General features: G+C 63.4%; 26 protein-coding genes. 15 read left to right on the forward strand and 11 right to left on the reverse strand.

Annotation, left to right across the window (positions count from 1 at the left end; all coding sequences use genetic code 11):
* Positions 1-250 precede the first annotated feature (250 nt).
* Both VC352_RS00435 and aldA read left to right on the forward strand, forming a co-directional pair.
* A complete protein-coding gene (locus tag VC352_RS00435) occupies positions 251-2,419 on the forward strand; it encodes a PQQ-dependent dehydrogenase, methanol/ethanol family (protein WP_322977616.1) in 2,169 nt (722 codons plus the stop codon).
* A gap of 64 nt (positions 2,420-2,483) precedes the next feature.
* A complete protein-coding gene (aldA, locus tag VC352_RS00440) occupies positions 2,484-3,917 on the forward strand; it encodes an aldehyde dehydrogenase (protein ID WP_322977617.1) in 1,434 nt (477 codons plus the stop codon).
* Between the two features lie 318 nt (positions 3,918-4,235).
* Here the strand turns inward: aldA and VC352_RS00445 are convergent, their stop codons facing one another.
* The 3 genes from VC352_RS00445 to VC352_RS00455 form a co-directional block, all read right to left on the reverse strand.
* Positions 4,236-6,167 (reverse strand): sigma-54-dependent Fis family transcriptional regulator, encoded by a 1,932-nt coding sequence (locus VC352_RS00445; protein WP_322977618.1) that lies wholly within the window; start codon positions 6,165-6,167, stop codon positions 4,236-4,238.
* 177 nt (positions 6,168-6,344) lie between these two features.
* Positions 6,345-7,376 (reverse strand): lipase secretion chaperone, encoded by a 1,032-nt coding sequence (locus tag VC352_RS00450; RefSeq protein ID WP_322977619.1) that lies wholly within the window; start codon positions 7,374-7,376, stop codon positions 6,345-6,347.
* Positions 7,377-7,430: 54 nt separating this feature from the next.
* Positions 7,431-8,375, reverse strand: a complete 945-nt coding sequence (locus VC352_RS00455; RefSeq protein WP_322977620.1) for a triacylglycerol lipase — start codon at positions 8,373-8,375, stop codon at positions 7,431-7,433.
* A gap of 480 nt (positions 8,376-8,855) precedes the next feature.
* On the opposite strand from VC352_RS00455, the gene VC352_RS00460 reads away from it, so the two are divergent.
* Complete coding sequence (locus tag VC352_RS00460; protein ID WP_322977621.1) at positions 8,856-9,164, forward strand: class I SAM-dependent methyltransferase; 309 nt, start codon at positions 8,856-8,858, stop codon at positions 9,162-9,164.
* Between the two features lie 7 nt (positions 9,165-9,171).
* Entirely contained in the window at positions 9,172-9,384 is a 213-nt protein-coding gene (locus tag VC352_RS00465; RefSeq protein WP_322977622.1) for a hypothetical protein, read from the forward strand.
* On the opposite strand, the gene greB is transcribed toward VC352_RS00465, so the two are convergent.
* The 3 genes from greB to VC352_RS00480 are packed head-to-tail and all read right to left on the reverse strand — an operon-like array spanning position 9,375 to position 13,107.
* A complete protein-coding gene (gene greB, locus VC352_RS00470) occupies positions 9,375-9,872 on the reverse strand; it encodes a transcription elongation factor GreB (RefSeq protein WP_322977623.1) in 498 nt (165 codons plus the stop codon). The genes VC352_RS00465 and greB overlap by 10 nt on opposite strands.
* 53 nt (positions 9,873-9,925) lie before the next feature.
* Positions 9,926-12,424: an ABC transporter permease gene (locus VC352_RS00475; protein ID WP_322977624.1), complete on the reverse strand. Its 2,499-nt coding sequence runs from the start codon at positions 12,422-12,424 to the stop codon at positions 9,926-9,928.
* Positions 12,424-13,107: an ABC transporter ATP-binding protein gene (locus tag VC352_RS00480; RefSeq protein ID WP_322977625.1), complete on the reverse strand. Its 684-nt coding sequence runs from the start codon at positions 13,105-13,107 to the stop codon at positions 12,424-12,426. The genes VC352_RS00475 and VC352_RS00480 overlap by 1 nt, the downstream gene beginning before the upstream one ends.
* Positions 13,108-13,117: 10 nt before the next feature.
* On the opposite strand from VC352_RS00480, the gene VC352_RS00485 reads away from it, so the two are divergent.
* The 3 genes from VC352_RS00485 (at position 13,118) to VC352_RS00495 (ending at position 15,091) form a co-directional block, all read left to right on the forward strand.
* On the forward strand, positions 13,118-13,723 hold the full coding sequence (locus tag VC352_RS00485) for an arylesterase (RefSeq protein WP_322977626.1): 606 nt from the start codon (positions 13,118-13,120) through the stop codon (positions 13,721-13,723).
* 56 nt (positions 13,724-13,779) lie between these two features.
* A complete protein-coding gene (locus VC352_RS00490) occupies positions 13,780-14,061 on the forward strand; it encodes a hypothetical protein (protein WP_322977627.1) in 282 nt (93 codons plus the stop codon).
* Positions 14,062-14,131: 70 nt separating this feature from the next.
* Positions 14,132-15,091: a L,D-transpeptidase family protein gene (locus tag VC352_RS00495; protein ID WP_322977628.1), complete on the forward strand. Its 960-nt coding sequence runs from the start codon at positions 14,132-14,134 to the stop codon at positions 15,089-15,091.
* Positions 15,092-15,225: 134 nt separating this feature from the next.
* On the opposite strand, the gene oprI is transcribed toward VC352_RS00495, so the two are convergent.
* The gene (gene oprI / locus VC352_RS00500) at positions 15,226-15,477 is read right to left on the reverse strand and encodes an outer membrane lipoprotei OprI (protein ID WP_003239826.1); all 252 of its coding nucleotides are present in this window, start codon (positions 15,475-15,477) and stop codon (positions 15,226-15,228) included.
* 282 nt (positions 15,478-15,759) lie between these two features.
* Between oprI and VC352_RS00505 the strand changes: the two genes are divergently transcribed.
* Positions 15,760-17,136 (forward strand): GntP family permease, encoded by a 1,377-nt coding sequence (locus VC352_RS00505; protein WP_322977629.1) that lies wholly within the window; start codon positions 15,760-15,762, stop codon positions 17,134-17,136.
* Between the two features lie 206 nt (positions 17,137-17,342).
* The gene (locus tag VC352_RS00510) at positions 17,343-17,621 is read left to right on the forward strand and encodes a GNAT family N-acetyltransferase (RefSeq protein WP_322977630.1); all 279 of its coding nucleotides are present in this window, start codon (positions 17,343-17,345) and stop codon (positions 17,619-17,621) included.
* Positions 17,622-17,681: 60 nt separating this feature from the next.
* On the opposite strand, the gene VC352_RS00515 is transcribed toward VC352_RS00510, so the two are convergent.
* Together VC352_RS00515 and VC352_RS00520 are read right to left on the reverse strand one after the other, a co-directional pair.
* Positions 17,682-18,758 carry a 3-deoxy-7-phosphoheptulonate synthase gene (locus VC352_RS00515; protein WP_322977631.1) on the reverse strand — a complete coding sequence of 359 codons (1,077 nt, stop codon included), beginning with the start codon at positions 18,756-18,758 and terminating at the stop codon, positions 17,682-17,684.
* A gap of 161 nt (positions 18,759-18,919) precedes the next feature.
* Positions 18,920-19,333, reverse strand: coding sequence for a PilZ domain-containing protein (locus VC352_RS00520; protein ID WP_322977632.1), 414 nt, complete (start codon positions 19,331-19,333; stop codon positions 18,920-18,922).
* Between VC352_RS00520 and VC352_RS00525 the strand changes: the two genes are divergently transcribed.
* From VC352_RS00525 to cysB, 5 genes are all read left to right on the forward strand, one after another.
* Positions 19,332-19,718 carry a thioredoxin gene (locus VC352_RS00525; RefSeq protein ID WP_322977633.1) on the forward strand — a complete coding sequence of 129 codons (387 nt, stop codon included), beginning with the start codon at positions 19,332-19,334 and terminating at the stop codon, positions 19,716-19,718. The genes VC352_RS00520 and VC352_RS00525 overlap by 2 nt on opposite strands.
* Complete coding sequence (locus tag VC352_RS00530) at positions 19,718-20,674, forward strand: putative 2-dehydropantoate 2-reductase (RefSeq protein ID WP_322977634.1); 957 nt, start codon at positions 19,718-19,720, stop codon at positions 20,672-20,674. Before VC352_RS00525 ends, VC352_RS00530 begins: the two co-directional genes overlap by 1 nt.
* Before the next feature lie 2 nt (positions 20,675-20,676).
* On the forward strand, positions 20,677-21,582 hold the full coding sequence (locus VC352_RS00535; RefSeq protein ID WP_322977635.1) for a 5'-nucleotidase: 906 nt from the start codon (positions 20,677-20,679) through the stop codon (positions 21,580-21,582).
* A gap of 106 nt (positions 21,583-21,688) precedes the next feature.
* On the forward strand, positions 21,689-22,189 hold the full coding sequence (locus VC352_RS00540) for a universal stress protein (RefSeq protein WP_322977636.1): 501 nt from the start codon (positions 21,689-21,691) through the stop codon (positions 22,187-22,189).
* A 112-nt stretch (positions 22,190-22,301) separates the two neighbouring features.
* Complete coding sequence (gene cysB / locus VC352_RS00545) at positions 22,302-23,276, forward strand: HTH-type transcriptional regulator CysB (RefSeq protein ID WP_322977637.1); 975 nt, start codon at positions 22,302-22,304, stop codon at positions 23,274-23,276.
* Positions 23,277-23,335: 59 nt separating this feature from the next.
* On the opposite strand, the gene VC352_RS00550 is transcribed toward cysB, so the two are convergent.
* Entirely contained in the window at positions 23,336-23,956 is a 621-nt protein-coding gene (locus VC352_RS00550; protein WP_322977638.1) for a phosphoadenosine phosphosulfate reductase family protein, read from the reverse strand.
* A 174-nt stretch (positions 23,957-24,130) separates the two neighbouring features.
* On the opposite strand from VC352_RS00550, the gene thrH reads away from it, so the two are divergent.
* On the forward strand, positions 24,131-24,748 hold the full coding sequence (gene thrH / locus VC352_RS00555; protein WP_024308402.1) for a bifunctional phosphoserine phosphatase/homoserine phosphotransferase ThrH: 618 nt from the start codon (positions 24,131-24,133) through the stop codon (positions 24,746-24,748).
* A 99-nt stretch (positions 24,749-24,847) separates the two neighbouring features.
* On the opposite strand, the gene pabB is transcribed toward thrH, so the two are convergent.
* Positions 24,848-26,191 (reverse strand): aminodeoxychorismate synthase component I, encoded by a 1,344-nt coding sequence (pabB, locus tag VC352_RS00560; protein ID WP_322977639.1) that lies wholly within the window; start codon positions 26,189-26,191, stop codon positions 24,848-24,850.
* Positions 26,192-26,266 lie beyond the last annotated feature (75 nt).

Here is a 26,266-nt window from a genome sequence, read left to right on the forward strand (position 1 = left end):
AAACGGATGAATTTATTTGCAGACTGTTGCGCAAAGTGTGTGACGAAGTTGTAGCGCCAGTGCAACAGTTGTTTCGGAAAACGCTACAGGTGTTGCATTGCATCCGCACGCTAGATTAAGCGGTTAATAACGGTAAGGCCCGCAAGTTCAGGGCTCTGGCTGTTCTCGTTATCACTGGCACAGGCGTTGCTCCAGCAGTTGCAAGCCGCGATATCAAGTTCGCGGTCACAACAAGAACTGGAGAAAAACCATGAGTTCGATTGGCCTGAACATGCCTATCGCCCGCTCGACTCTCGACTGGCAACCCACCCTGCGTCTTCCCCGTACCGCTATGCTCGCCGCGCTACTGCTGGCCAGTGCTGCTCAGGCTGCGGATGTTGATGGCAAGCGCATCATCGCCGCCGACCAGGAACCCGGTAACTGGATGAGCCACGGGCGTACCTATGACGAACAGCGCTACAGCCCGCTGGAGCAGATCACCCAGCAGAACGTCGAGCAGCTCGGCCTGGCCTGGAGCTACAAGCTGGACATCGACCGCGGCGTGGAAGCCACGCCCATCGTCGTCGATGGTGTGATGTACACCACCGGGCCGTTCTCGGTGGTCTACGCGCTGGATGCGCGCAACGGCAAGCTGCTGTGGAAATACGACCCGAAATCCGATCGCAACCGCGCTGGTGAGGCCTGCTGCGACGCGGTCAACCGTGGCGTGGCGGTGTGGAAGGGCAAGGTCTACGTTGGCGTGCTAGACGGCCGACTGGAGGCTATCGATGCCAAGACAGGCCAACTTGCCTGGTCGGTCGACACCCGTGCCGATCACAAGCGCAGCTACACCATCACTGGCGCGCCGCGCGTGGTCAATGGCAAGGTCATCATCGGCAACGGCGGCGCCGAGTTCGGCGTGCGCGGTTACGTCACCGCCTATGATGCCGAGAGTGGCAAGCAGGCCTGGCGCTTCTACACCGTGCCGGGTGATCCCAAACTGCCGCCGGAAGACAAGGCCATGGAGATCGCCGCCAAGACCTGGTACGGCGATGCCTTCGCCGAGCAGGGCGGTGGCGGTACCGCGTGGGACTCCTTCGCCTTCGACCCGGAGCTGAACCTGCTCTATATCGGCGTCGGCAACGGCTCGCTGTGGGATCCGAAATGGCGCAGCCAGGCCAAGGGCGACAACTTGTTCCTGTCGTCCATCGTCGCCATCGATGCCGACACCGGCGAGTACGCCTGGCACTACCAGACCACACCGGGCGACGCCTGGGACTTCACTGCCACGCAGCACATGATCCTTGCCGAGCTGGAAATCGACGGCAAGCAGCGCAAGGTGCTGATGCAGGCACCGAAGAACGGCTTCTTCTACGTCATCGACCGCGCCACCGGCGAGCTGCTGTCGGCCGAGAACATCGTGCCGGTGAACTGGGCCAGGGGCATCGACATGCAGACCGGCCGGCCCATCGTCGACGACGAGGCCGCCGCCTACTGGAAGGACGGCAAGCGCAAGCTGGTCACCCCGGCGTTCTGGGGCGCACATGACTGGCACCCGATGTCGTTCAACCCCAAGACTGGCCTGGTCTACATTCCGGCGCACATCATGTCCGCCTACTACGAGCACATCCCGGAGGCGCCGGCGCGTAACCCGTTCAAGAGCATGTACCAGCTCGGCCTGCGCACCGGCATGATGCCGGAAGGCCCGGACGGCCTGCTGGAGATGGCCAAGACCTGGTCCGGCAAGCTGATCGCCTGGGATCCGGTGAAGCAGAAAGCTGCCTGGGAAGTGCCCTACATCACCATCTTCAACGGCGGCACGCTGAGTACCGCCGGCAACCTGGTGTTCGAGGGTAGCGCCGATGGCCGGGTGATCGCCTACGCCGCCGAGGATGGCAAGAAGCTCTGGGAGCAACCCGCCGCCAGTGGCGTGATGGCCGCGCCGATCACCTACTCAGTGGACGGTGAGCAATACGTGACCTTCATGGCCGGTTGGGGCGGGGCCTTTTCCACCTTCGCCGGTGCCCTGTCGCTGCGTGCCGGGGTACAGCCTTACGCCCAGGTGCTGACCTACAAGCTCGGAGGCACCGCCAAGCTGCAGGAGCCGGCACCGCTGGCCGACGCACCGAAGCCACCGGCGCTGACCGGCGATGCCGCCACCGTAGAGGCCGGCGGCAAGCTGTACGACAGCTACTGCTCGCAGTGTCACGGTATCCACGCCGTCAGCGGTGGCGTGCTGCCTGACCTGCGCAAGCTGGCGCCGGAGCAGCACCAGATGTTCCTCGGCATCCTCTATGGCGGCCGCGTGCCGGACGGCATGCCGTCGTTCGCCGAGGCCTTCGATGCCAAGCAGGTCGATCAGATCCACCAGTACCTGATCAAGCGTGCCCACGACCTTCAGGAAGAAGGCGACGCATGGAAAAAATTCAGCGCCAACTGACCCATGCGAGCGCATGCCGGTTTGGCATGCGCTCGTCCGCCCACTCCGCATAGCGAGAGCGACCATGAGCGACACCATTTATCAGAACTACATCGACAACGCCTTCTTCGGCAGCGACAAGCTGATCGAAGTGCGCAACCCGGCTACCGCCGAACTGCTGGCACGTATCCCCGAGGCCAGCAACGAACAGGTCGACCGCGCCATCGCCGCCGCGCGCAAGGCGCAGAAAGGCTGGGCTGCCAAACCGGCCATCGAGCGCGCCGGCTATCTGCGCCGTATCGCCGAGAAGGTGCGGGCCAATGCGCCGCGCCTGGCGCAGATCATCACCCGCGAAGGCGGCAAGGTACCGGCGCTGGCTGAGGTGGAAGTTAACTTCACCGCCGATTACCTCGACTACATGGCCGAATGGGCGCGTCGTCTGGAAGGCGAGGTGCTGACCAGCGACCGCGCCGGCGAGCACATCTTCCTGCTGCGCAAGCCGTTGGGCGTGGTGGCCGGCATCCTGCCGTGGAACTTCCCGTTCTTCCTCATCGCCCGCAAGATGGCGCCGGCGCTGCTGACCGGCAACACCATCGTCATCAAACCCAGCGAAGAAACCCCGATCAACTGCTTCGAGTTCGCCAAGCTGGTGGCGGAAGTTGGCCTGCCTACTGGTGTGTTCAACGTCGTTGGCGGCACGGGTGCAGGTGCGGGTAGCGCGCTGACCAGCCATGCCGGTGTCGACCTGATCAGCTTCACCGGTAGCGTCGGTACCGGCTCGCGGATCATGGCTGCTGCCGCTCCGCACATCACCAAGCTCAACCTGGAGCTGGGCGGCAAGGCGCCGGCCATCGTCCTGGCCGACGCTGACCTGGAACTGGCAGTCAACGCCATCAAGGCCTCGCGGGTGATCAACACCGGGCAGGTATGCAACTGCGCCGAGCGCGTCTACGTCGAACGCAAGGTGGCTGATCAGTTCATCGACAAGATCGCCTCGGCGATGGCCGAGACCCGCTACGGCGACCCGTCCGCTCAGGCCGATCTGGACATGGGCCCGCTGATCAATCAGGCCGGTCTGGACAAGGTGGCGCAGATGGTGCGCACGGCGGTCGGGCAGGGCGCGCAGGTGATCACCGGCGGCAACGTTGCCGATCTGGGCCAGGGCTTTCACTACCAGCCGACCGTGCTGGCCGGCTGCGCCACCGACATGGAGATCATGCGCAAGGAAATCTTCGGTCCGGTGTTGCCGATCCAGATCGTCGATGACCTCGACGAGGCCATCGTGCGCGCCAACGACAGCGAGTATGGCCTGACTTCGTCGATCTACACCCGTAACCTCAGTGCTGCGCTCAAGGCCAGCCGTGAGCTGGATTTCGGCGAGACCTACATCAACCGCGAGAACTTTGAAGCGATGCAGGGCTTCCATGCCGGTACGCGCAAGTCCGGCATCGGTGGCGCGGATGGCAAGCATGGGCTGTACGAATATACCCATACCCATGTGATCTACGCGCAGGAGTAACCAGAGACGCTTGAGCGGGCCGGTGCTGTAGCGTCGGCCCGCTCTTTTTTGTAGGAATGGGGGGACGAGTTTTCGCGGACAAGTCCGCCCCCACAAGTTGCCCCTGGCAGCTCAGTTTCCCGGTGGGAGAGGACTTGTCCGCGAACCTCTTTGTTTCGACGGCAGCGCACCGGTGACGGATGGACGCCAGGTGCAGCGCCGTTCCGAGGCGCGGACACCCGTAGGAGGCACTTTAGCGGCGACAATCGCGGCTGAAGCCGCTCCTACGGCACTACATGCAAGCTAGTGCGCTTGTAGAGACGTCAGCCATGCACGCGCTCAGAACAGATCGTTGGGCTGCACGACCCCGTACTTCTTCATCCTGCGGTACAGGGTCGAGCGCGCCACGCCGAAAGCATCGGCCACCGCGCTGATGTTCCAGCGATGCTCGCGCAGTGCAGCGTGCAAATGACGGGCTTCGTCGTTCTCCACACGGCTGGCCAACTGGTTGGCGGGCAGCAGCGCCGGCGCGCCGCTGCGGCTGACCTGCTGCAGTTCTGCCGGCAGGCAGTCCACATTGATGCTGCCATTCTCGGCCAGCGCCGCCGCATAGCGCAGGCAGCTGGACAACTGACGGATATTGCCGGGCCAGGGGTGGGCGAGCAGGCATTGACGTGCGGTCTCGCTGAGGCGAAAACGACCATGGCGGGCCAGCAAGTCATCGATCAGCTCCATGCGGTCGGTGCGCTCGCGTAGCGCCGGCAGCGCCAGCGGCATGCCATTCAGGCGATAGAACAGGTCCTCCCGAAACGCCTTGCTGGCGATCATCTGCGTCAGATCCTGGTGGGTTGCCGAAACCACCTGTACATCTAGCGGCACCGGCGTTTCGGCACCCAGTGGGAAGATTTCTCGCTCGGCCAGTACGCGCAGCAGGCGGGTCTGCAGATGCGCTGGCATGTCGCCGATCTCGTCGAGGAACAGCGTGCCGCCGTTCGCCAACTCCAGCTTGCCCTTCATGCCCTTCTTGTTGGCGCCGGTGAAACTGCCGCCGCGATAGCCGAACAGCTCACTCTCGATCAGGCTTTCCGGAATCGCCGCGCAGTTCAGCGCCACGAATGGGCCGCGAGCGCGTGCGCTGGCCTGGTGAATGGCGCGGGCGAAGGCTTCTTTGCCGGTGCCGGTTTCACCGGTGATGAGGATCGGAATGTCTTTGTCGAGTACCTTGCGCAGGCAACGCACGCCTTCCTGCAGTCGTGAATCGCTGCCGCCCAGTCGCTGCAGATCCGGATGTTCGCTGTTGCCGGCAGGTTTAGCGCGGGTGCGCGTCTGTGGCTGCAAGGCCGGGATACGAAGGCTGACGCCAACTGGCGCGTCACCCTGCAACGTGCGCAGGTTGAGGCTGCGAGCGCCGCCATTGCTCTGGCTCAGCAGTTCGTCAACGCTGGCCGGCAGCAACTGGTCGATGCGGCTGCCGAGTAGGTCGATCTGGCGTTCCTGCTGGTAGCTGACGAAGGCTGCATGGTTGGCGCCGATGATCCGGCCCTGTTCGTCCAGGGCCAGCAACTGTTCATTGGCCAGGTCGCTGATGTCGTCGTGGGATTTCACCGAGAGCGTCATGCGGTCGCGATAACGCTGGCGGAAGCTGGCGTTCTCGATCATCCGTGCGTACATGAGTACCAGTTGCAGGGTGAGGTACTGCGTTTCCTTCGGCCCTGCACTGTTCAGGCAGGTGGCATTGAGGCAGCCACGTAGGATGTTCTGCGCGTCATAGATTGGTGCCACCGAGCAGCTCAGGCGAAAGTTGGACACCAGGAAGTGTTCCTGGTGATGAATGGTCATGGCCTGGCGCGAGGCCAGCGCGGTGCCGATGCCGTTGGTGCCGACCGTGGACTCGTCCCAGCAGGCACCGACGATCAGTCCGGCCTGGGTATAGAGGTCGTATTGCAGGGGCAGGCGGGTATCGAGGGTGACACCATGCTCGTCGCTGAGCAACACGGCAAAACCGGCCGGTACCACGCGCTTGGCCAGACCGGTGACGCCTTGGCTGGCGATGCTCAGGTAATCCTGATGCAGACGCTGGTGTTCACGCAGTTCACTGGCAGTGAGCACATGCTTTTCGCCGATGCCGTGTGGATCGAGGCGATGTTGCATGACGCTGCGATACCAGGACTGGACGATGGGCGCGTCGGGTCGAATGTTGCGCTCGGGGAAATGATCCGCAACGAAGGCAGTCAGGTCACTGGGGCAGGATCCCGAGGTGTGGATGCTCATTGGCACTCCTTCGAGTGGTGCGTTGTCTCGCAGCCTCTTGTTCTTTTTTGCCGGTTCGCTCGTCGCTCAAGATCGGCGAGGCGGACAGGAATGTCACTTTAGCGGGAATGCAGTGGGTTTGGAACCGATGAGTCGGATCGGGACCATGGTGCCAGCCATGGCTCGCTGACGGTGTGCTCAGTCGTTCTTGCGTGCTGCCGCGAGCTGCTCGGCCGCATCCAGGCGCAGACGTTCACGCTCATCGAAGCGCTCCGTTGCCAGCGCCTCGATGGCTGCATGCTGGTCGCTACTGCTGAGCCCTTCGCTAGCCTCGATCCGCGCCTTGGCTACGAGGTAGTCGTCCAACCGGCGTTGCCAGTTCTGCCGATGGTTATCCAGCACCTCCAGGCGGACGGTGGCCTCGGCACCGACCACTTGCTGGCGCATCTGACGGATCTGCGCGGCGCTGGCGCCTGCTGCCTGCAGGCGCGCGGTGTGCTGGCGCAGTTCCTGTTGCAGCTGTGGCAGTACGGCGTCCTGCAGCTCTGGCGGCAGACCGGCGCGCAGGCGGTCGATGGCCTGGCCCTTGGCGTCGGCGTCGAGCCCCGCGTCCTGGGCGATTGCGAGGCGTTCCAGGGTGAAGCGGTTGTAGCCTTCTTCCTGGGCGAAGAAGGCCTGGTGGGTCTCGGCGTCGAACAGGCGCGCGCGCAGGGCCTGTACGGCGGCTTCGCGCTGACGCAGAGCATCGAGATTGGCGAGTTGTGGCAGGTCACGCTCCAGCAACACCAGCTCGCGTTTGTAATCGAGGTACTGGTCGAGCAGTGTCTGGGCGCGTGCGCGGGCTGGCTCGTCAAGGCGGCTGTCGATATAGCTGCGCAGGCGCTCGACGCTGGTCACGAGGCTCTCCTCGCCGAGGCTGGCCAGGAAGTAGTCGAACAGGCGACGGATGTCTTCGTCGATGATCAATTGGCCGCTCGCGTCGACATGCAGACCGCCATCCACTTCGGTGCCGGCGAACGAGGGCGGCAGGTTCAGCGGTGGCGCCGGTTTGGCGGGCTTCGACGTTGTGGCGGGTGCAGAGGTTTTCGCCTCGCTGCGTTCCGGCTGCGCGGGCGCGGAGTTGGGCGGCATGATACTGCTTGGCTGTGTATCGGACGGCGGCTGCAGGTACAGCATCAGCGCCAGGCTGGCCGCAAACAAGGGCGGCATGAGGAGGAGGGCTTTCTTCACGGAGTTTCCCCGAGCAACGCCTCGGCCGGGAGTGACCCCGACCGAGGCGAGGGATTACAGGCCTGCGTTCTTCAGACGGTTGGCATGCTGGCGGTAGACCGTCACCGGATCGGTCTCGAACAGGCTGGTCAGGCCCAGGGTCTGGTTGACCTCATCGAGGTGGTTCATCCGGTAGTTGTCGCGAATCACCTGTCCCATATGCGAGCTGCAGCGCCCGACCAGGCCATCGTTGGCCTCGTTGCCGAAGGTCAGGGAAGCGGCGCCGGTCAGCAGATCGCTGGGGTCGAGTACGTTGGTCAGCGGGCTGGTGCCGCTCCAGGAGTAGTAGCGCACACCGCCCACGCTGTAGGCGCCTTCGCCACAGGCGCTGGTCGGAAGACCCTGCGGGAACTTGGCGTTGAAGCGCGCGGCGCCCTGGCTGTTGAGCGATTCCAGCGAGCCCAGGGCATTCTGCGGCGTGGTGCTGGAGCTGCCGGAGAGGAAGTTGATCAGCGCCCCCAGGCCGTTGGTGATGCCCACCAGGATCGGTGTGGCGACCGGGCCGACCGGGCCATCACTGACGCTCTTGAGGAAGTCCGCTGCAGCCGAGCCCTTGTGCGGGGCGCCGACGCTGGTGACCGAGGCCACCAGATCCGGACGCACCGCCGCGACGTAGCGTGTGGTCGGGCCGCCGTGGCTATGGCCGATCAGGTTGACCTTGGGTTTGCCACTGATGGCGACGATTTCCTCCACTTGCGCCAGCAACTGCTCACCGCGTGCCTCGGAGGTGTCCAGTTGGCTGACCTCGGTCACGTAGACGGTGGCGCCGTCGCGGCGCAGGGCCGTGGGAATGCCATACCAGTAGTCGACGCCGAGGATGCTGTCGAAACCGAGCATGCCGTGGCCGAGGACGATGGGGTACTTGGTTTGCGTGTAGCCGGAGCTGGCAGCCTGGGTATGACCGCTGACCAGTAGGCCGGCACCGAGGCAGAGGGCGAGCAGGGTCTTGTTCTTATTCATGGGCGCTCTCGTGGTTGGGGGGCAGTCTGGGCGCATCCTGCGGTTTCGCGCGCTCGTCCCGTTGCGCGTACGTCAATGAGGCTATTGGCAGGAAGCGTGCCATCGTGGCGATAGCGATGAGCAGGGCTCTAGGGTAAGGCTTTGCGATAATCGTGCAGGTTCTGGTGGCTAACGTGCTGCTATCGATCTGTTACAGGGCGAAACGTCGCGAGCCCTTCTGGGTCGCGCCGGGGGAACGCTGACGGATTGGATGGTGTGCGCAAAAAAGGCTCCAGCCAATCGAAGGTTGGGTACGCGCGGCCACCTGACGCGCCCTTGACGCTGCCGCGCCGCTTCTCTAGGATGCCGCTCTGCGCCGATTTAAACAGCTACTTGCGGGGCGCCAGAGGGAGTCGAAGACGCCCGAAATTCCGCTAAAGCGCTGGTTCGGTGTCGCCTCCCACCGCTGCCCAGCGGTAACGAAGAGGCGGAGACTCGACCATGACCTGTCCCCAATCGCACATTCGCCTGGCGCCCATCACTTCGGGCCTGCCGTTGCGCAATCCTCGCATTCTCCTCGCCGGTAGCCACCAGCCGACGCTGCTGCGTTATCTGGAAGGTTGGCCCAAGCGCTGGAGCGGCCCGCGCGCCTTCCGCATTCAGTTCGTCCAGCGCGACGAGTCGCTGGCACGCTTTCCTGCCGACGCCTTCGATTTCGCCGTGGTGCAGGCGCCGGCAGCCGAGCAGGCGCAACAACGCATCGCCGAGCTGGTGCGCGTGGCGCGCCAGGGCCTGATCACGCGTCGCTGATCCTGCTATGCGTGAAACGGACTTTCCGCCAGGCACCTGCTTCTACATCAAGGAGTTCGATGTGCCTCTGGCCCAGATACCGGGGCAGGGCTGGTGGAACTGGTTCGGCGGCCGTGCCCGCCGTTACGATCCGGCCAACCTGAAACCGGGTAACCAATGGCTGGCCGAGTCCTTCGCCGAGTGGCTGGCCGTGGTCGAGGCGTCGCGCGATCAGGGATAGTCGATTTCGACGATGTAGCAGGTCTTCTCGCCGGTGGGCGTGTGCACGCGCACTTCGGCGTCCAGGGGCTTGCCGACCAGGGCGCGCGCCAGCGGTGAGTCGATGCTGATCAGCCCCTGCTTCAGATCCAGCTCGTCCGGGCCGACGATGCGGTAGCGCGACTGCTCGCCGTCCTCGTCCTCGATAGTGACCCAGGCGCCGAAATACACCTTGTTCGGATCGGACGGCTTGTCGCTGACCACCTTGAGCTTTTCCAGGCGCTTCGTGAGAAAGCGCACGCGGCTGTCGATTTCGCGCAGCATCTTCTTGCCGTAGGTGTATTCGGCGTTCTCCGAACGGTCGCCCTGGGCTGCGGCCTCGCTGACCGACTGCGTGACCTGCGGACGGCGCACGTGCCAGAGCTCGTGCAATTCGGCGCGCAGGCGCGCTTCGCCTTCAGGCGTGATCAGTGGAGTACCGGCAGGGCGTGGGGGGCGATAGCGGCTCATGGTGACTCGACAGGATCAAGGGGGCGCCAGTCTAGCAAACCCCTTCATCCGGCTTAACCTTCGCGCAATACGCTCAGCGGGCTGGCATTCAGTGCGCGGCGGGTGCCTAGCACCCCAGCAGCACCGACCAGCAGCGCGCCGATCAACGGCAGCACCAGCAGCCAGGGGTGCGGTTGCCAGGCGATATCGAAGGCATAGCGATACAGCAGGAAGCTCACCAGCTCGCAGCCCAGCGCTGCCAGCAAGCCGGCGGCGCCACCCAGCAGGCCGAACTCGGCGCGGCGGGCCTGCATCAGCAGGCGTCGCTCTGCTCCCAGCGCCCGGAGCAGGGCGCCCTGGCGAATGCGCTCATCGAGCGTGGATTGCAGACCGGCCAGCAGCACGGTGACGCCCGCTGCCAGGACGAACAGCAGCACGTATTCGATGGCCAGGGTGACCTGGGCGAGGATGCTGCGCAGTTGCGCCAGTACAGCATCGACCTGCAACAGGGTGACGCTGGGGAAGGCGCGGCTGAGGCTGACCAGATCGGCGTCGTGACCCGGCGGCAGGTAGAAGCTGGTCAGGTAGGTGGCCGGTAGATCCTGCAGAGTGTGCGGCTCGAAGATCATGAAGAAGTTGGGCTGGAAGTTGTCCCACTCCACCTCGCGCAAGCTGGTGACCTGGGCTTCGCGCTCAATGCCGCCGACGTTGAAGCGCAGGCGGTCGCCCAGCTTGAGTTGCAGGCTCTGCGCCAGCTCCGATTCGACCGAAACGCCCGGCAGCTCGTCCGCTTTGCGCTGCGACCACCAGGCGCCGGCGACGATGTGGTTGTCTGCCGGCAATTCCTGCGACCAGGTCAGGCTCAGGTCGCGCTGTACGGCGCGCTCGCCTCTGCTGTCCTTGCTGACGATCTGCCGAACCGGCTCGTCGTTGATCATCACCAGTCGGCCTGGCACCACCGGGTAAAGCGGTGCGGGATGCGGCGACAGTTCGGCCACGCGCGCGGCGAAGGCCTCACGCTCGGCCGGCAGCACGTTGAGGGCGAAGTGATTGGGGGCGTCGGCCGGCAACTGCTCCTGCCAGGTGTCGAGCAGTTCGCCGCGTAGCAGGGCAATCAGAGCCATCGCCAGGAGGATCAGGCCGAAGGCCAGCGATTGTCCGGCGGCGGCCAGCGGGTAGCGCAGCAACTGGCCCAGGCGCCAGGGCAGGGCGGAGCGCTGCAGCAACCGGCGCAGGCTCTGCAAGCCCGCCAGCAACAAGCCCCCAAGCAGCAAGGTGGCGAGCAGGCCGCCGCCCAGCAGCGACAGGGTCAGGCGCAGATCCAGGCTCAGTCGCCACATGATCAGTCCCAGGGCCAACAGCGCGGCGCCATAGATCAGCCAGGAACTGGCCGGCACCGGCAGCATGTCGCGGCGCAACACGCGCAGTGGCGGCACCCGGCCCAGGGCGGCGAGGGGCGGCAGGGCGAAGCCGGCCAGTGCTACCAGGCCGGTCGCCATGCCCGCCAGTGCCGGCCAGATGCCGGCAGGTGGCAGGTCGGCGGGCACCAGGCCGCGCAATAGATGAAACAGCACGTACTGGCCGAGCCAGCCGATCAGGGCGCCGATGACGCACGCCAGCAGGCCGAGCAGGGCCAGTTGCAGGCTGAACAGGCTCAGTGCCTCGCGGCGCGACAGCCCCAGGCAGCGCAGCAGGGCGCTGGCATCGAAGCGGCGGGCGGCGAAACGGCTGGCAGAGAGCGCCACGGCGACCCCGGCCAGGAGTACGGCAGCCAGGCTGGCCAGGTTCAGATAGCGTTCGGCGCGGCCCAGGGCGCCACCGACCTGGCGGTTGCCATCGCGGGCGTCTTCCAGGCGCTGGTTTGGTTGCAGGCCAGGCTCCACGGCCTGGCGGTAGGCGGCCAGGGCTTCGCTTTCGCCACGCCACAGATCGCGGTAGCGCACGCGGCTGCCAGGCTGCACGACCTCGGTGGCGGCCAGGTCGTCGAGATTCATCAGCACCCGAGGCGTCAGGCTGTAGAAGTCGCCCGCGGTATCCGGGTCATAGGTCAGGACGCGACTCAGACGCAGACGCTTGGCGCCGATTTCGATCTGGTCACCGACCTTCAGGCCCAGCGCGACCATCAGGCGTGCTTCGGCCCAGACTTCGCCTGCGGCCGGCACTTGGCCGACTTCTTCGGCCTGGTAAGGCTCGGCGGCACTCTTGAGTTCACCGCGCAGCGGATAGGCGCCATCGGCGGCCTTGATGCTGGCGAGCTGAATGCCCTGGTCGGCGGCGACCACGCTGGAAAACTCGACCACGCGGGAATGTATCAGGCCCAGGCGGGTGCTGGCATCGATCTGTTCCGGGCTGGCCGGCGAGCTGCCACTGAGGCGCAGGTCGGCGGCGAGGAACTCGCTGGCGCGCAACAACATGGCATCGTTCAGGCGTGCGCTGAAGTAGCCAATGGCGCTGCTGGCGGCGACGGCGACCAGCAGGGCGAAGAACAGCACGCGCAGTTCGCCCGAACGGGCATCGCGGGAAAGCTGGCGGGCCGCCAGCGACAGCAGGCGAGCAAAGGGCATGCGTGTCATCAGGGCTCCACGCGATCGATCAGATGGCCGGCTTCCAGGCGAATCAGGCGGTGGCAGCGGTGGGCCAGGCGTTCGTCGTGGGTGACCAGCACCAGTGTCGTGCCGCGTTCCTGATTGAGCTGGAACAGCAGGTCACTGATGCGCTCACCGGTCTGGCTGTCGAGGTTGCCGGTGGGTTCGTCGGCGAACAGCACGTCCGGATCGGCCGCGAAGGCGCGGGCGATGGCCACGCGCTGCTGTTCGCCACCGGAGAGCTGGCGCGGGTAGTGCGACAGGCGCTGGCCCAGGCCGACCCGTTCGAGCAGGGCGCGGGCGCGCTGGCGGGCATCAGCATGGCCTTCCAGCTCCATGGGCAGCATGACGTTCTCCAGCGCATTGAGGCTGTCGAGCAACTGGAATGACTGGAAGACGAAACCGACATGTTCGGCACGCAGGCGGGCGCGCTGGTCTTCGTCGAGCTGGCTCAGATCCTTGCCGGCCAGCAGGACGCAGCCGCCCGTGGGCAGGTCGAGCCCGGCCAGCAGGCCGAGGAGGGTGGACTTGCCCGAACCGGAGCTGCCGACGATAGCCAGGCTGTCGCCCTTGTCCAGATTCAGATCGAGATTGTGGAGGATGGTCAGCTCGCCTTCCGCGCTGCTGACCACTTTGCTAAGGTTCCGCGCAGCGAGAATGCTCGAAGTCATGGAGATTCCAATGCGTGCATGGTGGCTGAGTGGTGCCTTGACCCTGCTGTTCTGGGCCCAAGGGGCGTGGGCAGGCACCCTGCTTGTGGTCGGCGATAGTATCAGCGCCGCTTTTGGCCTGGATAGCCGCCAGGGCTGGGTCGCTCTGCTGGAAAAACGCCTGCAGGACGAAGGTTTTGACCATCAGGTGATCAACGCCTCGATCAGTGGCGACACCAGCTCAGGCGGCCTGGCGCGCCTGCCGGCGCTGCTTGCAGAGCATCAGCCGCAAGTGGTGATCATCGAGCTGGGAGGTAACGACGGCCTGCGCGGTCAGCCGCCCATGCAATTGCAACAGAATCTTGCGTTGATGGTCGAGAAGTCGCAGCAGGCCGGGGCCAAGGTACTGCTGTTGGGGATGAAGTTGCCACCCAATTATGGCGTGCGTTACACCACGGCTTTCGCCCAGGTGTTCAGCGATGTGGCGCAGGCGAAGCAGGTGGCTCTGGTGCCGTTCTTTCTCGAGGGCGTGGGCGGCGTGCCGGGCATGATGCAGGCCGATGGCATTCACCCCAACATTACGGCGCAACCTCTTTTGCTGGAGAACGCCTGGCCTGCGTTGCAGCCATTGCTCTGACTCTTTTCCAGGCTGGGGCTTTCGGCTAATGTGGCCGCCCCGCCCTGGAGCCTGCGATGCCGCGTCCCGTCTGGTCCCTTTATGCCTACCAGCTCATCGAGCCGGATGAACAGCTCGATCTGTTCGCCTGCCGCGAGGTGCGTCTGCATCTGGTGGCTCGGCAGTTGCGCCTGGGTGGGCATGCTGACCGTACGCTGTGTGGCGGCTTGCTGCCGGCGCAGCCGCGCTGGCGTGCATTGGATAACCTGCTGTTGCGTGACAGGCGTCTGTGCCCTGATTGTCTGGCGACGTTGCGCGCTCAGCGCCAGGGGCTATGTTCGAACTGGGTGGATGCCTGACGGCTGCCTACGCGCTCGGCGGCGGTGTACAATCGACTTCTTTCAACCTCAACCCATCAAGGATTCCCGGATGTTGTCGCGATTCTCTGCGGTCAGCCGCTGTTTCGCTGCTCTGGCGCTGTGTTCCAGTGCCGCGGTGCAGGCACTCGAATTTCCCCTGCCGGCTCCTGGCGACGACATCGTCGGCCAGGTACAGGTAGTCAAGGCCAAGTACGAGGACACCTTCGCCGATCTGGGCAAGGCCAATAACCTGGGCTACCTGGAAATGGTCGCGGCTAATCCGGGCGTCGATCCCTGGCTGCCGGGTGAGGGCAAGGAGGTCGTCCTGCCGACGCGCTTCATCCTGCCGCCTGGCCCGCGCGAGGGCATCGTGATCAACCTCGCCGAATACCGCCTCTACTACTACCCGAAAGACAAGAACGTGGTGTACACCTTCCCGCTCGGCATCGGCCGCGATGGCTGGGGTTCGCCGCTGGGATCGGGGCGTATCACCGCCAAGACGCCGAATCCGGCGTGGTATCCGCCGAAGTCGATCCGTGAGGAGCACGCTGCCGAAGGTGATCCGCTGCCGACCGTCGTGCCGCCAGGTCCGGACAACCCGCTGGGCCCTTACAAGATGTCTTTGTCTTTCCCTGGTTACCTGATCCACGGTTCGAACAAGAAGTTCGGTATCGGTATGCAGGTCAGTCATGGCTGCTTCCGTATGTTCAACCATAACGTCCTGGAACTAGCGGCAATGGCCCCGGTGAATACGCCGGTGCGCATCATCAACGAGCCCTACAAGTTCGGCGTCAGTGGCGGCAAGGTGTATCTGGAGGCGCATGCTCCGCTGAACGATCAGGGCGAGCCGTCGGTGGTGGACAAGCATACGGCGGTGATCAACTCGCTGCTCAAGCGCGAGGATCTGACCGGGCTGCGTCTGGATTGGGATATGGTGCGTGAAGTGGTGGCGTCCGAAGATGGGCTGCCGGTGCCTATCGCCCAGGTCGACAATAGCGTGGTGGCTGCCAGCGAGCAGCAGGCTTTCTAAGCCAGCCATGTCATCGAGCCCGCCCATGTTCGCATCGGCGGGCTTTTTAATGGCTGTGGGCCAATGCTGTTTGCGCGAGCAATAAAAAAGCCGATCCGGTTGCCCGGATCGGCTTTTGAAAAGACCAGTCGCTATTACTTGCGGCTAGCTTTTTCCAGCATGCGCAGAGCACGCTCATTGGCTTCGTCAGCGGTCTGCTGAGCTTTCTGAGCGGCGGCCAGAGCTTCATCGGCCTTGCGGTAGGCTTCGTCGGCACGGGCTTGAGCGCGAGCAGCTGCGTCTTCGGTAGCAGTCAGACGAGCTTCGGTTTCTTTGGACATGCTGCTGCAACCGGTAGCCAGAACAGCGGCCAGGGCCAGAGCAGAGAATTTCAGAACGTTGTTCATCGTGTTCCCCTTGAGGTGGAGTTTTCCATAAAAGCAATTCCCCAACTGCGGGAAATTAGCCGGCCTACATACTACCTATTACTTTTAGTAAGTAAACGGAGGGAGGGCAAGAGTTGCAGTTTTTTTTCACTCTTCGAAGGGCTTTCACAGGTTGTGTGGGGCGCTCTGTACAAAAAACAAACAAAAAGCACTGGCTTGCCCTGGAACCGCTGCAGTAGGGTGCTTACGGGCAAAGCGACCAGTTGCCGGCGATCCAACTAAAAACAACAAAGGACGTAAACAATGCTGGGTAACTTAGGCTTGTTAGTGGGGCTCGCGTTATTGATCGTCATGGCCTTGCGCGGGGTCAATATCTTCATCGCCGCATTGCTCTGTGCAGTGTTGGTGGCCGTGACCAACGGCGTCTCTGTGCCCAAGGCGCTGCTGGAGCATTTTCCATTCGGGCCGCTGGGTGCATTCACCTTTGCCGGCAAGTTCTTCGTGCTGTTTCTGTGCGGCGCCATCTTTGGCAAGGTAATGGCGGCCAGCCAGGCGGCGAACAGTATTGCCCAGGCAATTACTCGCGGCCTCGGCACGCAGCGCACGCTGTGGGTCGCCATGCTGGTCTGTGCCGTGCTGACTTACGGCGGCGTGGTGGTGTTCGTGGTGATTTTCACCATGTATCCCCTGGGCGTTTCGCTGATGCGTGAGGCAAACCTGCCCAAGCGTCTGTTCTGCGCGGCATTGGCCCTCGGGGCCGGTACCTTCACGATGACCGCGCTACCGGGGTCGCCCTCGATTCACAACGTCATTGCCGCCAGCGCGCTGGGTACGGATCTGTTCGCCGGCGCCTGGATCGGTCTGTTTGCAAGCGTGCTGATGGTTGGGCTGGGTATGGCTTATCTGCAGCGCGAATGGCGCCTGGCGCGCGAGCGCGGTGAGGGGTTCGAGGCCAATGCGCAAGACGTGCGCATGGAGCAGTTGGCCGGGGCGCCCGGCGCGGGGCCGCATTGGGTGTTGGCATCGATGCCCATCGTTGCGGTGCTGGGGATCATCCTCCTGCCACGGATGCTGGCGCTGTCTGGGTTGGCGATCCCTGGCGAAGGGGTGTTGGGCCAGTTGCTGGCATTCAGCCAGACTCAACCGATCCTCTGGCCTAGCCTGGCACTGGTGCTGGCGACAGGGCTGGCGATCCTGATGTTCGCGCCATTGCGGCGCAATACCCTGAACACCCTGGGGCAGGGCGCGGATGACTCGATCATGCCGTTACTCAACACCGCTGCGGTCATCGGTTTTGGCGGTGTGGTCACGCAGACACCGGGTTTCACTCAGTTCGCCCAATGGATCGTGGCGGTGGAGATGCCGCCGCTGCTCTCGGTATTCGCCTCGGTCAGTGTGGTGTCGGGGATCGTCGGTTCGTCATCCGGTGGTCTGCAGATCTTCATGCAGACGCTGGCGCCGCGCTATCTGGAAATGGGCATCGAGCCGCAGGTGCTGCACCGTATCGCCAATATCGCGGCAGGCGGGCTGGATTCGTTGCCGCACTGCGGAGCGGTGATTGCCATGCTGATGATCATGGGCTTGACCCACAAGCAGGCCTACAAGGATATCTTCGTGATCACCGTTCTGATTCCGGTCATTGCCAGCCTGGCCTGCATCGCGGCGTTGAGCCTGGCGTAGCCGGGCCAATGGCCAGGCCCGTCAGTCTGACCTAAGTGATTGATTGCGCATGGCTGTTAGCGCTTTTGCCTGATAAGCTCAATTGGTTACAGATTTTTGCAGGGCAAATGTTTGCGCTTTGTTTGAAGCGTCGGTACGAATACCGAGCGGTTGCCGCTGCACCGACCCGCTGTGACGAGACCACAGCGAAGTACAGAGGAGTCGAAATGAGCGAAGGTTTATCCATACACCACGACCAGGCCAGTCATCAGTTCGTGACCACCGTCGACGGTGATCGTGCCTACCTGGCCTACATGGATCTGGGCAAGCAGACGCTGGATATCTACCGTACGTTCGTCCCCAACTCGCTGCGCGGTCGCGGCATCGCTGCTGCCCTGACCGAGCATGCGTTGCGTTATGCCGAGGCGCTCGGGTACACGGTGATCCCGTCGTGTTCCTACGTCGAGCGTTATCTGGAGCGGCGCCAGCGTCATCAGGCCAGTTGAAGACAAAGCGGATATGAAAACGCCGGGCAATTGCCCGGCGTTTTCTTTACTGCCCGGCAGTCAGGCGCGCTGACGCTTCGGCAGTACGTCCTTGAGCTTGGCATGCATGCCGCGCAGCGCCTTCTCGGTGGTATCCCAGTCGATGCAGGCATCGGTGATGGATACGCCGTACTTGAGGTCGCACAGGTTCTTCGGAATGGACTGGCTGCCCCAGCCCAGGTGGCTCTCGACCATCAGGCCGACGATCGAGTTATTACCTTCGAGAATCTGGTTGGCGACGTTTTCCATCACCAGCGGCTGCAGGGCCGGATCCTTGTTGGAGTTGGCGTGGCTGCAGTCGACCATGATGTTCGGGCGAATACCGGCCTTGGTCAGTTCCTGCTCGCAGATGGCGACGCTGACCGAATCATAGTTGGGCTTGCCGTTGCCGCCACGCAGTACCACGTGGCCGTAAGCATTGCCCTTGGTGGTGACGATGGAGACGCCACCCTGCGGGTTGATGCCGAGGAAACGGTGCGGGCTGGATACCGATTGCAGCGCATTGATGGCAACCGTCAGGCCGCCGTCGGTGCCATTCTTGAAACCGACAGCCGAGGACAGACCCGAGGCCATTTCGCGGTGGGTCTGCGATTCGGTGGTGCGCGCGCCGATGGCAGACCAACTGATCAGATCCTGCAGGTACTGCGGGGAGATCGGATCCAGTGCTTCGGTGGCCGTGGGCAAGCCCATCTCGGCGAGGTCGAGCAGCAGCTTGCGACCGATGTGCAGGCCATCCTGAATCTTGAACGAGTCGTCGAGGTAGGGATCGTTGATCAGACCTTTCCAGCCAACGGTGGTGCGCGGCTTCTCGAAGTACACGCGCATTACCAGGAACAGGGTGTCGGAGACCTCGGCAGCCAGCACCTTGAGGCGCTCGGCGTATTCGTGCGCGGCCTTGATGTCATGGATGGAGCAGGGGCCGACCACGACGAACAGGCGATGATCCGTGCCGTCGAGGATGTCACGTACTACCTGGCGGCCATTGGCGACGGTCTGTTGCGCCACGTCGGTCAGGGGGATTTCGCGCTTGAGCTGGTCGGGAGTGATCAGCGTTTCGTTGGAGGCGACGTTGAGGTCGTTGATCGGTAAATCAGCCATCGTGCTAGTCATCAGGTCAGGGTCGTCAGGTCACGGGTGCAGGCCGTCGGCGCTCCCCTGAGGTGATCACGGCCAGTTTGCGCAGGGGGTGCCGAACCTTAGCGCGTAAGGCGCGGCGCGACAATGCCCCGGAGGTCTAATGAGGCCGATAGACGGGACTTTCAGGACAGCTGGGGAAACTCCGCGGCATGCTGCGCGATCCATTCGCGGGCGCAGTGTTCGATGGCGACCGGGGCGCCGCTGTTTTTCTCAAGCAGGAGGCGGTAATGCTGGATCTGGCATACCTGCTCGACCATGCGCGCGCGAAACAGCGTGTCCTCGTCGGTGAAGGCGATACCCACCAGATAGCCTTCGGCCTGGCGCTGGCACCAGGCGACCACGCCGGGGTAGCGTGCCTGCTCGCCAAGCAGTGGAATGCGCATCTCGACCGAAGTACCACGGCGAAAGGCGCGGCTCGAGTTGCAAGCGACCCCGCCGAGGCTGATATTGTGCAGCCTTTGCCGAGGTACGTTGGGCTGTTTGCGCAGCACCAGTTCCACCGGCATGTCGCTGGGATGACGCAGAAACTTACGCATGAGCACCGACCTCGACTACCGGCCAATTGATATCAGTGAGTCCAGTATAGCCGCGCAGCTGGAACTGACTGACCTGGATGCCGACCGACGTCTGCTCGACCTCGACGGCACATCGTTGCTGATCTTCACAAGCATGGGCTGTGCCAGCTGCCGCTGGGCGCGTCAGACCCTGCCAGGCATGGGCCTGCCGGTGGACAGGCTGTGCTGGGTCGATGCCGGGCATAATGCCGGTTTGGTGACGCGCTACGAGGTGTTTCACCTGCCCGCCCTGTTTGTCGTACGCAATGGTCAATTTCATGGCGCCTTGCGCGCGCCTCTCAATCCGAACGAACTGATCACCGCCATCGACCGCGCCCTGCGCAGTCCGGCTGAGGAGCTTCCCTGATGTCCCTGAACAACCCACCGCGTATCGGCATCATCGGCACGGGCGCCATTGGCGGTTTTTACGGTGCGATGCTGGTACGAGCCGGCTTCGATGTGCACTTTCTGCTGCGCAGCGAATACTCGGCGGTTGCGGAGCACGGTTTGCAGGTCAACAGTCTGGTGCACGGGGCGATACAACTGCCATCGGTGCAGGCCTACGCCCGTGCCGAGGACATGCCCGCGTGCGACTGGCTGCTGGTGGGCGCCAAGACCACGGCCAATACCGAGCTGGCACCGCTGATTCAACAGGTTGCCGCTCCCGAAGCCCGCGTCGTGTTGCTGCAGAACGGGCTCGGTGTGGAGGCGCAGCTGCGGCCGCTGCTGGACGACGGTCTGCACCTGCTCGGCGGTCTCTGCTACATCTGCGTTCATCGCAGTGCTCCCGGCGTCGTCGAGCATCAGGCCCTGGGTGCGATCAACCTGGCCTATCACAGCGGGCCTGCGATTGCCGAAGACGTGCGCCAGGCGCTGGTTGAAGAGGGCGCGGCGATGTTCCGCACTGCCGGGCTGGATTCGCAGGCCATGGCCAACCTGGAGCAGACGCGCTGGCAGAAACTGGTGTGGAACGTGCCTTATAACGGCCTCTCCGTGCTGCTGGATGCCGATACCCGGACGATGATGGCTAACCCAGACAGCCGCACACTGATCCGCGACATGATGCTGGAAGTGGTGCAGGCGGCCCAGGCGCTTGGCCATGGCATGCCGAACAACTACGCCGACAAGCTGCTGGCGGCCACCGATCGCATGCCCGATTACCTGCCGAGCATGTACCACGATTTCGCCCAGGGGCGCCCGGCGGAGCTGCAGGCTATCTACGAAGCGCCTTTGGCGGCGGCTGATAGCGTGGGCTGCGATATGCCCAAGGTGCGCGCCCTGTATCAGGCGCTGCGTTTCATTCAGGCCCGTCGGGAGGCTTAGACATGGGCAAGGGGCTGGGTGACAAGCTGGTGCTGGCGATTTCCTCACGAGCACTGTTCGATTTGAGCGAGAGCCACCAGATCTACGAGAAAGAGGGCGTGGAAGCTTACCGGCGCTATCAGATCGAGCATGAAGACGAGGTACTGATGCCCGGCGACGCCTTCCCCCTGGTGGAGAAACTGCTGGGGCTCAACGCCCGACTGAGTGATCAGCGTGTCGAGGTGATCCTGGTGTCGCGCAACAGTGCCGATACCGGTCTGCGTGCCTTCAATTCGATCCAGCATTATGGCCTGGGCATCTCCCGTGCCGCGTTCGTCGGCGGGCGCAGCCCCGATCCCTATCTGGCGGCCTTTGGTTGCCACCTGTTCCTTTCCACCCACGCTGACGACGTGCGCAGTGCGCTGAAGGCCGGTTTCGGCGCGGCGACGCTGCTCTCCGGTGGCTCACGGCGGGCCTCGAGCAACGAGTTGCGCATCGCCTTCGATGGCGATGCCGTGCTGTTTTCCGATGACTCCGAGCGGGTCTACCAGAGTGGCGGCCTGCACGCTTTCCAGAGCCACGAGCGCGACGCCGCGCGCCAGGCGTTACCGGGTGGACCATTCAAGCCGTTCCTGGCGGCCCTGCACCGACTGCAGCAGGAGTTTCCGGAGGAGGCCTGCCCGATTCGCACTGCGTTGGTGACAGCCCGTTCCGCACCGGCTCATGAGCGTGTGATCCGCACCTTGCGCGAGTGGAACATTCGTCTGGATGAGTCCTTCTTCCTCGGTGGCCTGGACAAGTCCGCCGTGCTCGAGGCCTTCGCCGCCGATGTGTTCTTCGATGACCAGACCGGCCACTGTGAGGCGGCACGCCAGGTTGTGGCCACCGGCCATGTACCTCATGGGGTCAGCAACGAGCCCCAGCCATGAGTGGCGCACATATAGCCATTCGTCCTAAATAGCGCGGCCTACCTTGCGTTGTCTGCCGTACTGCTAAGCTCAGATACGGGCCCTAGTCAGCAGTCAAGGAGGCCGCATGATCCGCTCGATACTTTACGCCACCGATCTTGGGCTCTATGCCTCCTACGTGCTGCAGCATGCGCTGGCAATGACGCGCAGCTTCAACGCCGATCTCTACGTGGTGCACGCGGTGGAGCCCATGGGGCTGTTCGCCGAATCCGTGCTGCAAACCTATCTGGATGACGACACCCTCGGCGAACTGCGGCGCAATGGCTTGGGTACCGTGATGTCGAGTATCGAGCAGCGGGTGCTGGAAGGCTTTCGCGACGAACTGGGCGATGGGGTGGCGGATCTTCATCTGATTCGTGCCGTGCGGGTGCTGCAGGGCGATCCACCCACGGTGATTCTTGAGGAAACCCAGAAACTAGGCGTCGATCTGCTGGTCGTAGGCAGTCACAGCCATGGCGCCGAACTGGCGGTGCCGCTGGGGCGCACGGCAGCCAGGTTGCTGCAATTGTCCGAGGTGCCGGTGTACCTGGTGCCGATGCTGCAGCATCGTGGGCATGGTGAGTTGTAGAGGGAAACAGGAGCAACACAAAGAAATGATCTATGCTTAAGACCTAAACCAGTAATATGGTTATATAAGTGCTGGCCGTCATGAGCTGGCCGTTCAGCTTTGAGGGAAATCTATGAAGCTTCAGCAACTGCGCTACATCTGGGAAGTCGCGCATCACGATCTCAACGTATCGGCTACCGCACAGAGCCTTTACACCTCGCAGCCAGGGATCAGCAAGCAGATTCGCTTGCTGGAGGACGAGTTGGGCGTGGAAGTTTTCGCTCGCAGTGGCAAGCATCTGACCCGGGTTACTCCGGCGGGCGAGCGCATCATCACCACCGCCGGCGAAATCCTGCGCAAGGTCGAGAGCATCAAGCAGATCGCCCAGGAGTTCTCCAACGAGAAGAAAGGCACGCTGTCCATCGCCACCACCCACACGCAGGCGCGCTATGCCTTGCCGCCCGTGATCAGCGCCTTCATCAAGCAGTACCCGGACGTCGCCCTGCACATGCACCAGGGCACGCCGACCCAGATCGCCGAAATGGCCGCCGATGGTAGCGTCGACTTCGCCATCGCCACCGAAGGCCTGGAGCTGTTCAACGACCTGATCATGATGCCCTGCTACCGCTGGAACCGCTGCGTGGTGGTGCCCCAGGGGCACCCGCTGACCAAGCTGCCGAAGCTGACCCTCGAAGCGCTGGCCGAGCATCCCATCGTCACCTACGTGTTCGGTTTCACCGGTCGTTCGAAGCTGGACGAAGCCTTCAGCCATCGCGGCCTGACGCCCAAGGTGGTATTCACCGCCGCCGATGCCGACGTGATCAAGACCTACGTGCGCCTGAATCTGGGGGTGGGCATCGTGGCCAAGATGGCCGTCGACGCCAAGCTGGATCCGGATCTGGTGGTGCTCGACGCCGATGATCTGTTCGAGCCCAGCGTGACCAAGATCGGCTTCCGTCGTGGCACCTTCCTGCGTGGCTTCATGTGCGATTTCATCGAGCGTTTCGCCCCGCACCTGACCCGCGACATGCTGACCAAGGCGGTGCAGTGCCACAACAAGTCCGAGCTGGAAGAGCTGTTCGATGGCGTCGAGTTGCCGATGCACTGACTTCTCGATCCCATGAAAAATGGCGCCATCAGGCGCCATTTTTCGTTGCGAGCTGCTGATCAGTGGCTCAGGTGCAGGCCGCACTCGCGGTTTTCTTCGCCCTTGGTCGGATCGAAGTAATCGAACTCGTTCGGCAGGTCATGGGCGACCAGATACTGATACAGATCCTTGGACGTCCAGTGCAGCAGCGGGGCGACCTTGATCAGGCCGTCCGGGTTGATGCTGATTGGCTCCATCTGCGCCCGTACGGCGGTGTCGGTAGCGCGCAATGCGGTGAACCAGACGCTCGGTGCCGTCTCGCGCAGGGCGCGGGCGAAGGGTTCGAGCTTCACTTCTTCGGTGAAGGCGGCATGGCGCGGATCGTCCAGCCCCGGCAGCGGGCCGTCGATGGCTTCGCGGTGCGCGCGCGAGCGCTTGGGCAGGTAGGTGATCAGGTTCAGGCCCAGCTTGCGCGTCACTTCATCGGCGAAGCGGTAGGTGGCTTCGGTGTTGTAGCCGCTGTCCATCCAGACGATCGGAATGTCCGGTTTGACCTGGCTGACCATGTGCAGGATCACCGCTTCGAAGGGGCGAAAGTTGGTGGTGCAGATGGCCGGCTTGCCGAGGCCGATGGCCCATTGCACCAGTTTTTCCGGCTGGCGGCCGTATTCGGCGTTGAGCGCGTCCAGGTCGAGTTCCATGTTGCGGACTCCAGGTCGAGTGTGCGTGAGGGCGTCGATGGTAGCAAAGGCGGGTTATGCGGCTAAATAACTAAGGAGCCAGCCAACCTTTCTTATGGTTATAAGAGGCGCGTTGCACCCGTCAAAGCGAGCCGATAGAGTGCCGCATCTTTCAGCTCAACCGAGGAGTGTCCTGTGGAAATCGCGTGTCTCGACCTGGAAGGCGTACTGGTTCCTGAAATCTGGATCGCCTTCGCGGAAAAAACCGGCATCGAGTCGCTCAAGGCGACTACCCGCGACATTCCCGACTATGACGTGCTGATGCAGCAACGCCTGCGCATCCTCGATGAGCATGGCTTGAAGCTGAAGGACATTCAGGACGTGATCGCCACGCTCAAGCCGCTGGACGGCGCCGTCGAGTTCGTCGATTGGCTGCGCGAGCGTTTCCAGGTGGTGATTCTCTCCGACACCTTCTACGAATTCTCCCAGCCGTTGATGCGTCAGCTCGGTTTCCCGACGCTGCTCTGTCACCGTCTGATCACCGACGAGAACGATCGTGTAGTCAGCTATCAACTGCGCCAGAAGGATCCCAAGCGTCAGTCGGTGATTGCCTTCAAGAGCCTTTACTACCGCGTAATTGCGGCCGGTGATTCGTACAACGACACCACCATGCTCAGCGAAGCCCATGCCGGCATCCTGTTCCATGCGCCGGACAACGTGATTCGTGAGTTCCCCCAATTCCCCGCAGTGCACACCTATGAAGACCTCAAGCAGGAGTTCCTCAAGGCTTCCAACCGTAAGCTGAGCCTATAACGACAACGCCGCGATTTCGCGGCGTTGTTCATTTGGATCAGTCGACGTAGGGCGGGTGCAACCCGCCATCACGATTTGGCGTGGATCCGCCCTGCGTATCTAGAGCCCCTCCAGCGTCTCTAGGAGCACTTTCACCTTGGTGATCGACTCCTGGTATTCGGCTTGCCAGTCCGAGTCGGCGACGATACCGCCGCCGCCCCAGCAACTGATGCGCCCGTCCTTGACCAGCAAGGTGCGGATGGTGATGGAGCTGTCCAGCTCGCCGCGCACGTCGAGGTAGAGCAGTGAGCCGCAGTAGGGCCCGCGCCGGGTCGGCTCCAGCTCGTCGATGATCTGCATGGCGCGGATCTTCGGCGCGCCGGTGATGGAACCGCCGGGGAAACTGCCGGCAATCAGATCCAGTGCGTCCTTGTCCGCTGCCAGTTCACCCGTGACGCTGCTGACCAGGTGATGGACGTTGGGGTAGCTCTCCAGGGCGAACAGCTCGGGCACGCGTACCGAGCCGGTGCGGCAACTGCGGCCAAGATCGTTGCGCAGCAGGTCGACGATCATCAGGTTTTCTGCCCGATCCTTGCGGCTCCCGAGCAGTGCCTCGGCATGCGCCTGATCGCTGGCCAGGGTCTCGCCGCGTGGGCGGGTACCCTTGATCGGGCGGGTTTCCACCTGGCCCTGGTTGACCTTGAGAAAACGCTCCGGCGACAGGCTGAGGATGGCTTCACCCGTCGCCAGACGCTGATAGCCGGCAAATGGCGTCGGGCAGGCCTGGCGCAAGGCGCGATAGGCACCCCAGGGATCACCCTCGCAGGTGGTCTGGAAGCGCTGGGTGTAGTTCACCTGATAGCAGTCGCCGGCCAGGATGTAGGCCTGGATGCGCTCGATGGCGGCCTGGTATTCGCTGGGCTGCAGATCCGCACGGAAAGGCGCATGCAGGCGAAAAGGCGAGGGCGCCGCCTCACTCGCATGCTCGAACAGCGCCTGCAGGCGCTGGCGCTCCTCAGCCGGCAGGCGGGGGTGAAAGACCAGTTGGCTGGTGCCCAGGTGGTGGTCGCTGACCAGTGCCCAGGCATACAGGCCGAAGCTGGCATCCGGCAGGTTCAGGTCGTCCTGGCTGCCCTCGGCAAGGTGCTCCAGGCGACGGCCGAAGTCATAGGCCAGGTAACCGATCAACCCGCCGACGAAGGGCAACTCCAGCGCTGCTGGCGGCTGGGCATGGCCCAGGCCGCCAAGGGCGCTGCGCAGGCGCTGCAGAAAGTCCTTGGCCGATTCGTCGGCCAGCGGCGCCAGTTCTGCCAATGGCCAGGCGCTCATTAGGTCATAGCGTCCGCGTGTGGCCGTGGGCCGGCCGGCATCCAGCAGTACGGCGCCCGGAGCCTGGCGAATGCGCTCGAAGTAGTCGCCGGGATCGGATCGATAAGGCAGCGAGTGAATCTGGCAGGTGGGCATGCGTGTCGGTCAAGGGAGGCGGAGCAGCGATTGTAATGTGCGGCCAACATTCATCCTAGAGCTTCTCCTGCCGGT

It is taken from the genome of Pseudomonas sp. C11, from assembly GCF_034683865.1.
Classification (GTDB): domain Bacteria; phylum Pseudomonadota; class Gammaproteobacteria; order Pseudomonadales; family Pseudomonadaceae; genus Aquipseudomonas.

Excerpts from the sequence above, each read along its gene's own strand:
- aldA (WP_322977617.1), top strand. The coding sequence starts at position 2,484 with ATGAGCGACACCATTTATCAGAACTACATCGACAACGCCTTCTTCGGC.
- VC352_RS00505 (WP_322977629.1), top strand. The coding sequence starts at position 15,760 with ATGCTGGGTAACTTAGGCTTGTTAGTGGGGCTCGCGTTATTGATCGTC.
- greB (WP_322977623.1), bottom strand. The coding sequence starts at position 9,872 with ATGAGCCGCTATCGCCCCCCACGCCCTGCCGGTACTCCACTGATCACG.
- VC352_RS00465 (WP_322977622.1), top strand. The coding sequence starts at position 9,172 with ATGCGTGAAACGGACTTTCCGCCAGGCACCTGCTTCTACATCAAGGAG.
- VC352_RS00435 (WP_322977616.1), top strand. The coding sequence starts at position 251 with ATGAGTTCGATTGGCCTGAACATGCCTATCGCCCGCTCGACTCTCGAC.
- VC352_RS00540 (WP_322977636.1), top strand. The coding sequence starts at position 21,689 with ATGATCCGCTCGATACTTTACGCCACCGATCTTGGGCTCTATGCCTCC.
- VC352_RS00550 (WP_322977638.1), bottom strand. The coding sequence starts at position 23,956 with ATGGAACTCGACCTGGACGCGCTCAACGCCGAATACGGCCGCCAGCCG.
- VC352_RS00525 (WP_322977633.1), top strand. The coding sequence starts at position 19,332 with ATGAGCACCGACCTCGACTACCGGCCAATTGATATCAGTGAGTCCAGT.
- VC352_RS00530 (WP_322977634.1), top strand. The coding sequence starts at position 19,718 with ATGTCCCTGAACAACCCACCGCGTATCGGCATCATCGGCACGGGCGCC.
- VC352_RS00460 (WP_322977621.1), top strand. The coding sequence starts at position 8,856 with ATGACCTGTCCCCAATCGCACATTCGCCTGGCGCCCATCACTTCGGGC.
- VC352_RS00495 (WP_322977628.1), top strand. The coding sequence starts at position 14,132 with ATGTTGTCGCGATTCTCTGCGGTCAGCCGCTGTTTCGCTGCTCTGGCG.
- pabB (WP_322977639.1), bottom strand. The coding sequence starts at position 26,191 with ATGCCCACCTGCCAGATTCACTCGCTGCCTTATCGATCCGATCCCGGC.
- VC352_RS00490 (WP_322977627.1), top strand. The coding sequence starts at position 13,780 with ATGCCGCGTCCCGTCTGGTCCCTTTATGCCTACCAGCTCATCGAGCCG.
- VC352_RS00455 (WP_322977620.1), bottom strand. The coding sequence starts at position 8,375 with ATGAATAAGAACAAGACCCTGCTCGCCCTCTGCCTCGGTGCCGGCCTA.
- VC352_RS00480 (WP_322977625.1), bottom strand. The coding sequence starts at position 13,107 with ATGACTTCGAGCATTCTCGCTGCGCGGAACCTTAGCAAAGTGGTCAGC.
- oprI (WP_003239826.1), bottom strand. The coding sequence starts at position 15,477 with ATGAACAACGTTCTGAAATTCTCTGCTCTGGCCCTGGCCGCTGTTCTG.
- VC352_RS00510 (WP_322977630.1), top strand. The coding sequence starts at position 17,343 with ATGAGCGAAGGTTTATCCATACACCACGACCAGGCCAGTCATCAGTTC.
- VC352_RS00515 (WP_322977631.1), bottom strand. The coding sequence starts at position 18,758 with ATGGCTGATTTACCGATCAACGACCTCAACGTCGCCTCCAACGAAACG.
- cysB (WP_322977637.1), top strand. The coding sequence starts at position 22,302 with ATGAAGCTTCAGCAACTGCGCTACATCTGGGAAGTCGCGCATCACGAT.
- VC352_RS00445 (WP_322977618.1), bottom strand. The coding sequence starts at position 6,167 with ATGAGCATCCACACCTCGGGATCCTGCCCCAGTGACCTGACTGCCTTC.
- VC352_RS00535 (WP_322977635.1), top strand. The coding sequence starts at position 20,677 with ATGGGCAAGGGGCTGGGTGACAAGCTGGTGCTGGCGATTTCCTCACGA.
- VC352_RS00475 (WP_322977624.1), bottom strand. The coding sequence starts at position 12,424 with ATGACACGCATGCCCTTTGCTCGCCTGCTGTCGCTGGCGGCCCGCCAG.
- VC352_RS00485 (WP_322977626.1), top strand. The coding sequence starts at position 13,118 with ATGCGTGCATGGTGGCTGAGTGGTGCCTTGACCCTGCTGTTCTGGGCC.
- VC352_RS00520 (WP_322977632.1), bottom strand. The coding sequence starts at position 19,333 with ATGCGTAAGTTTCTGCGTCATCCCAGCGACATGCCGGTGGAACTGGTG.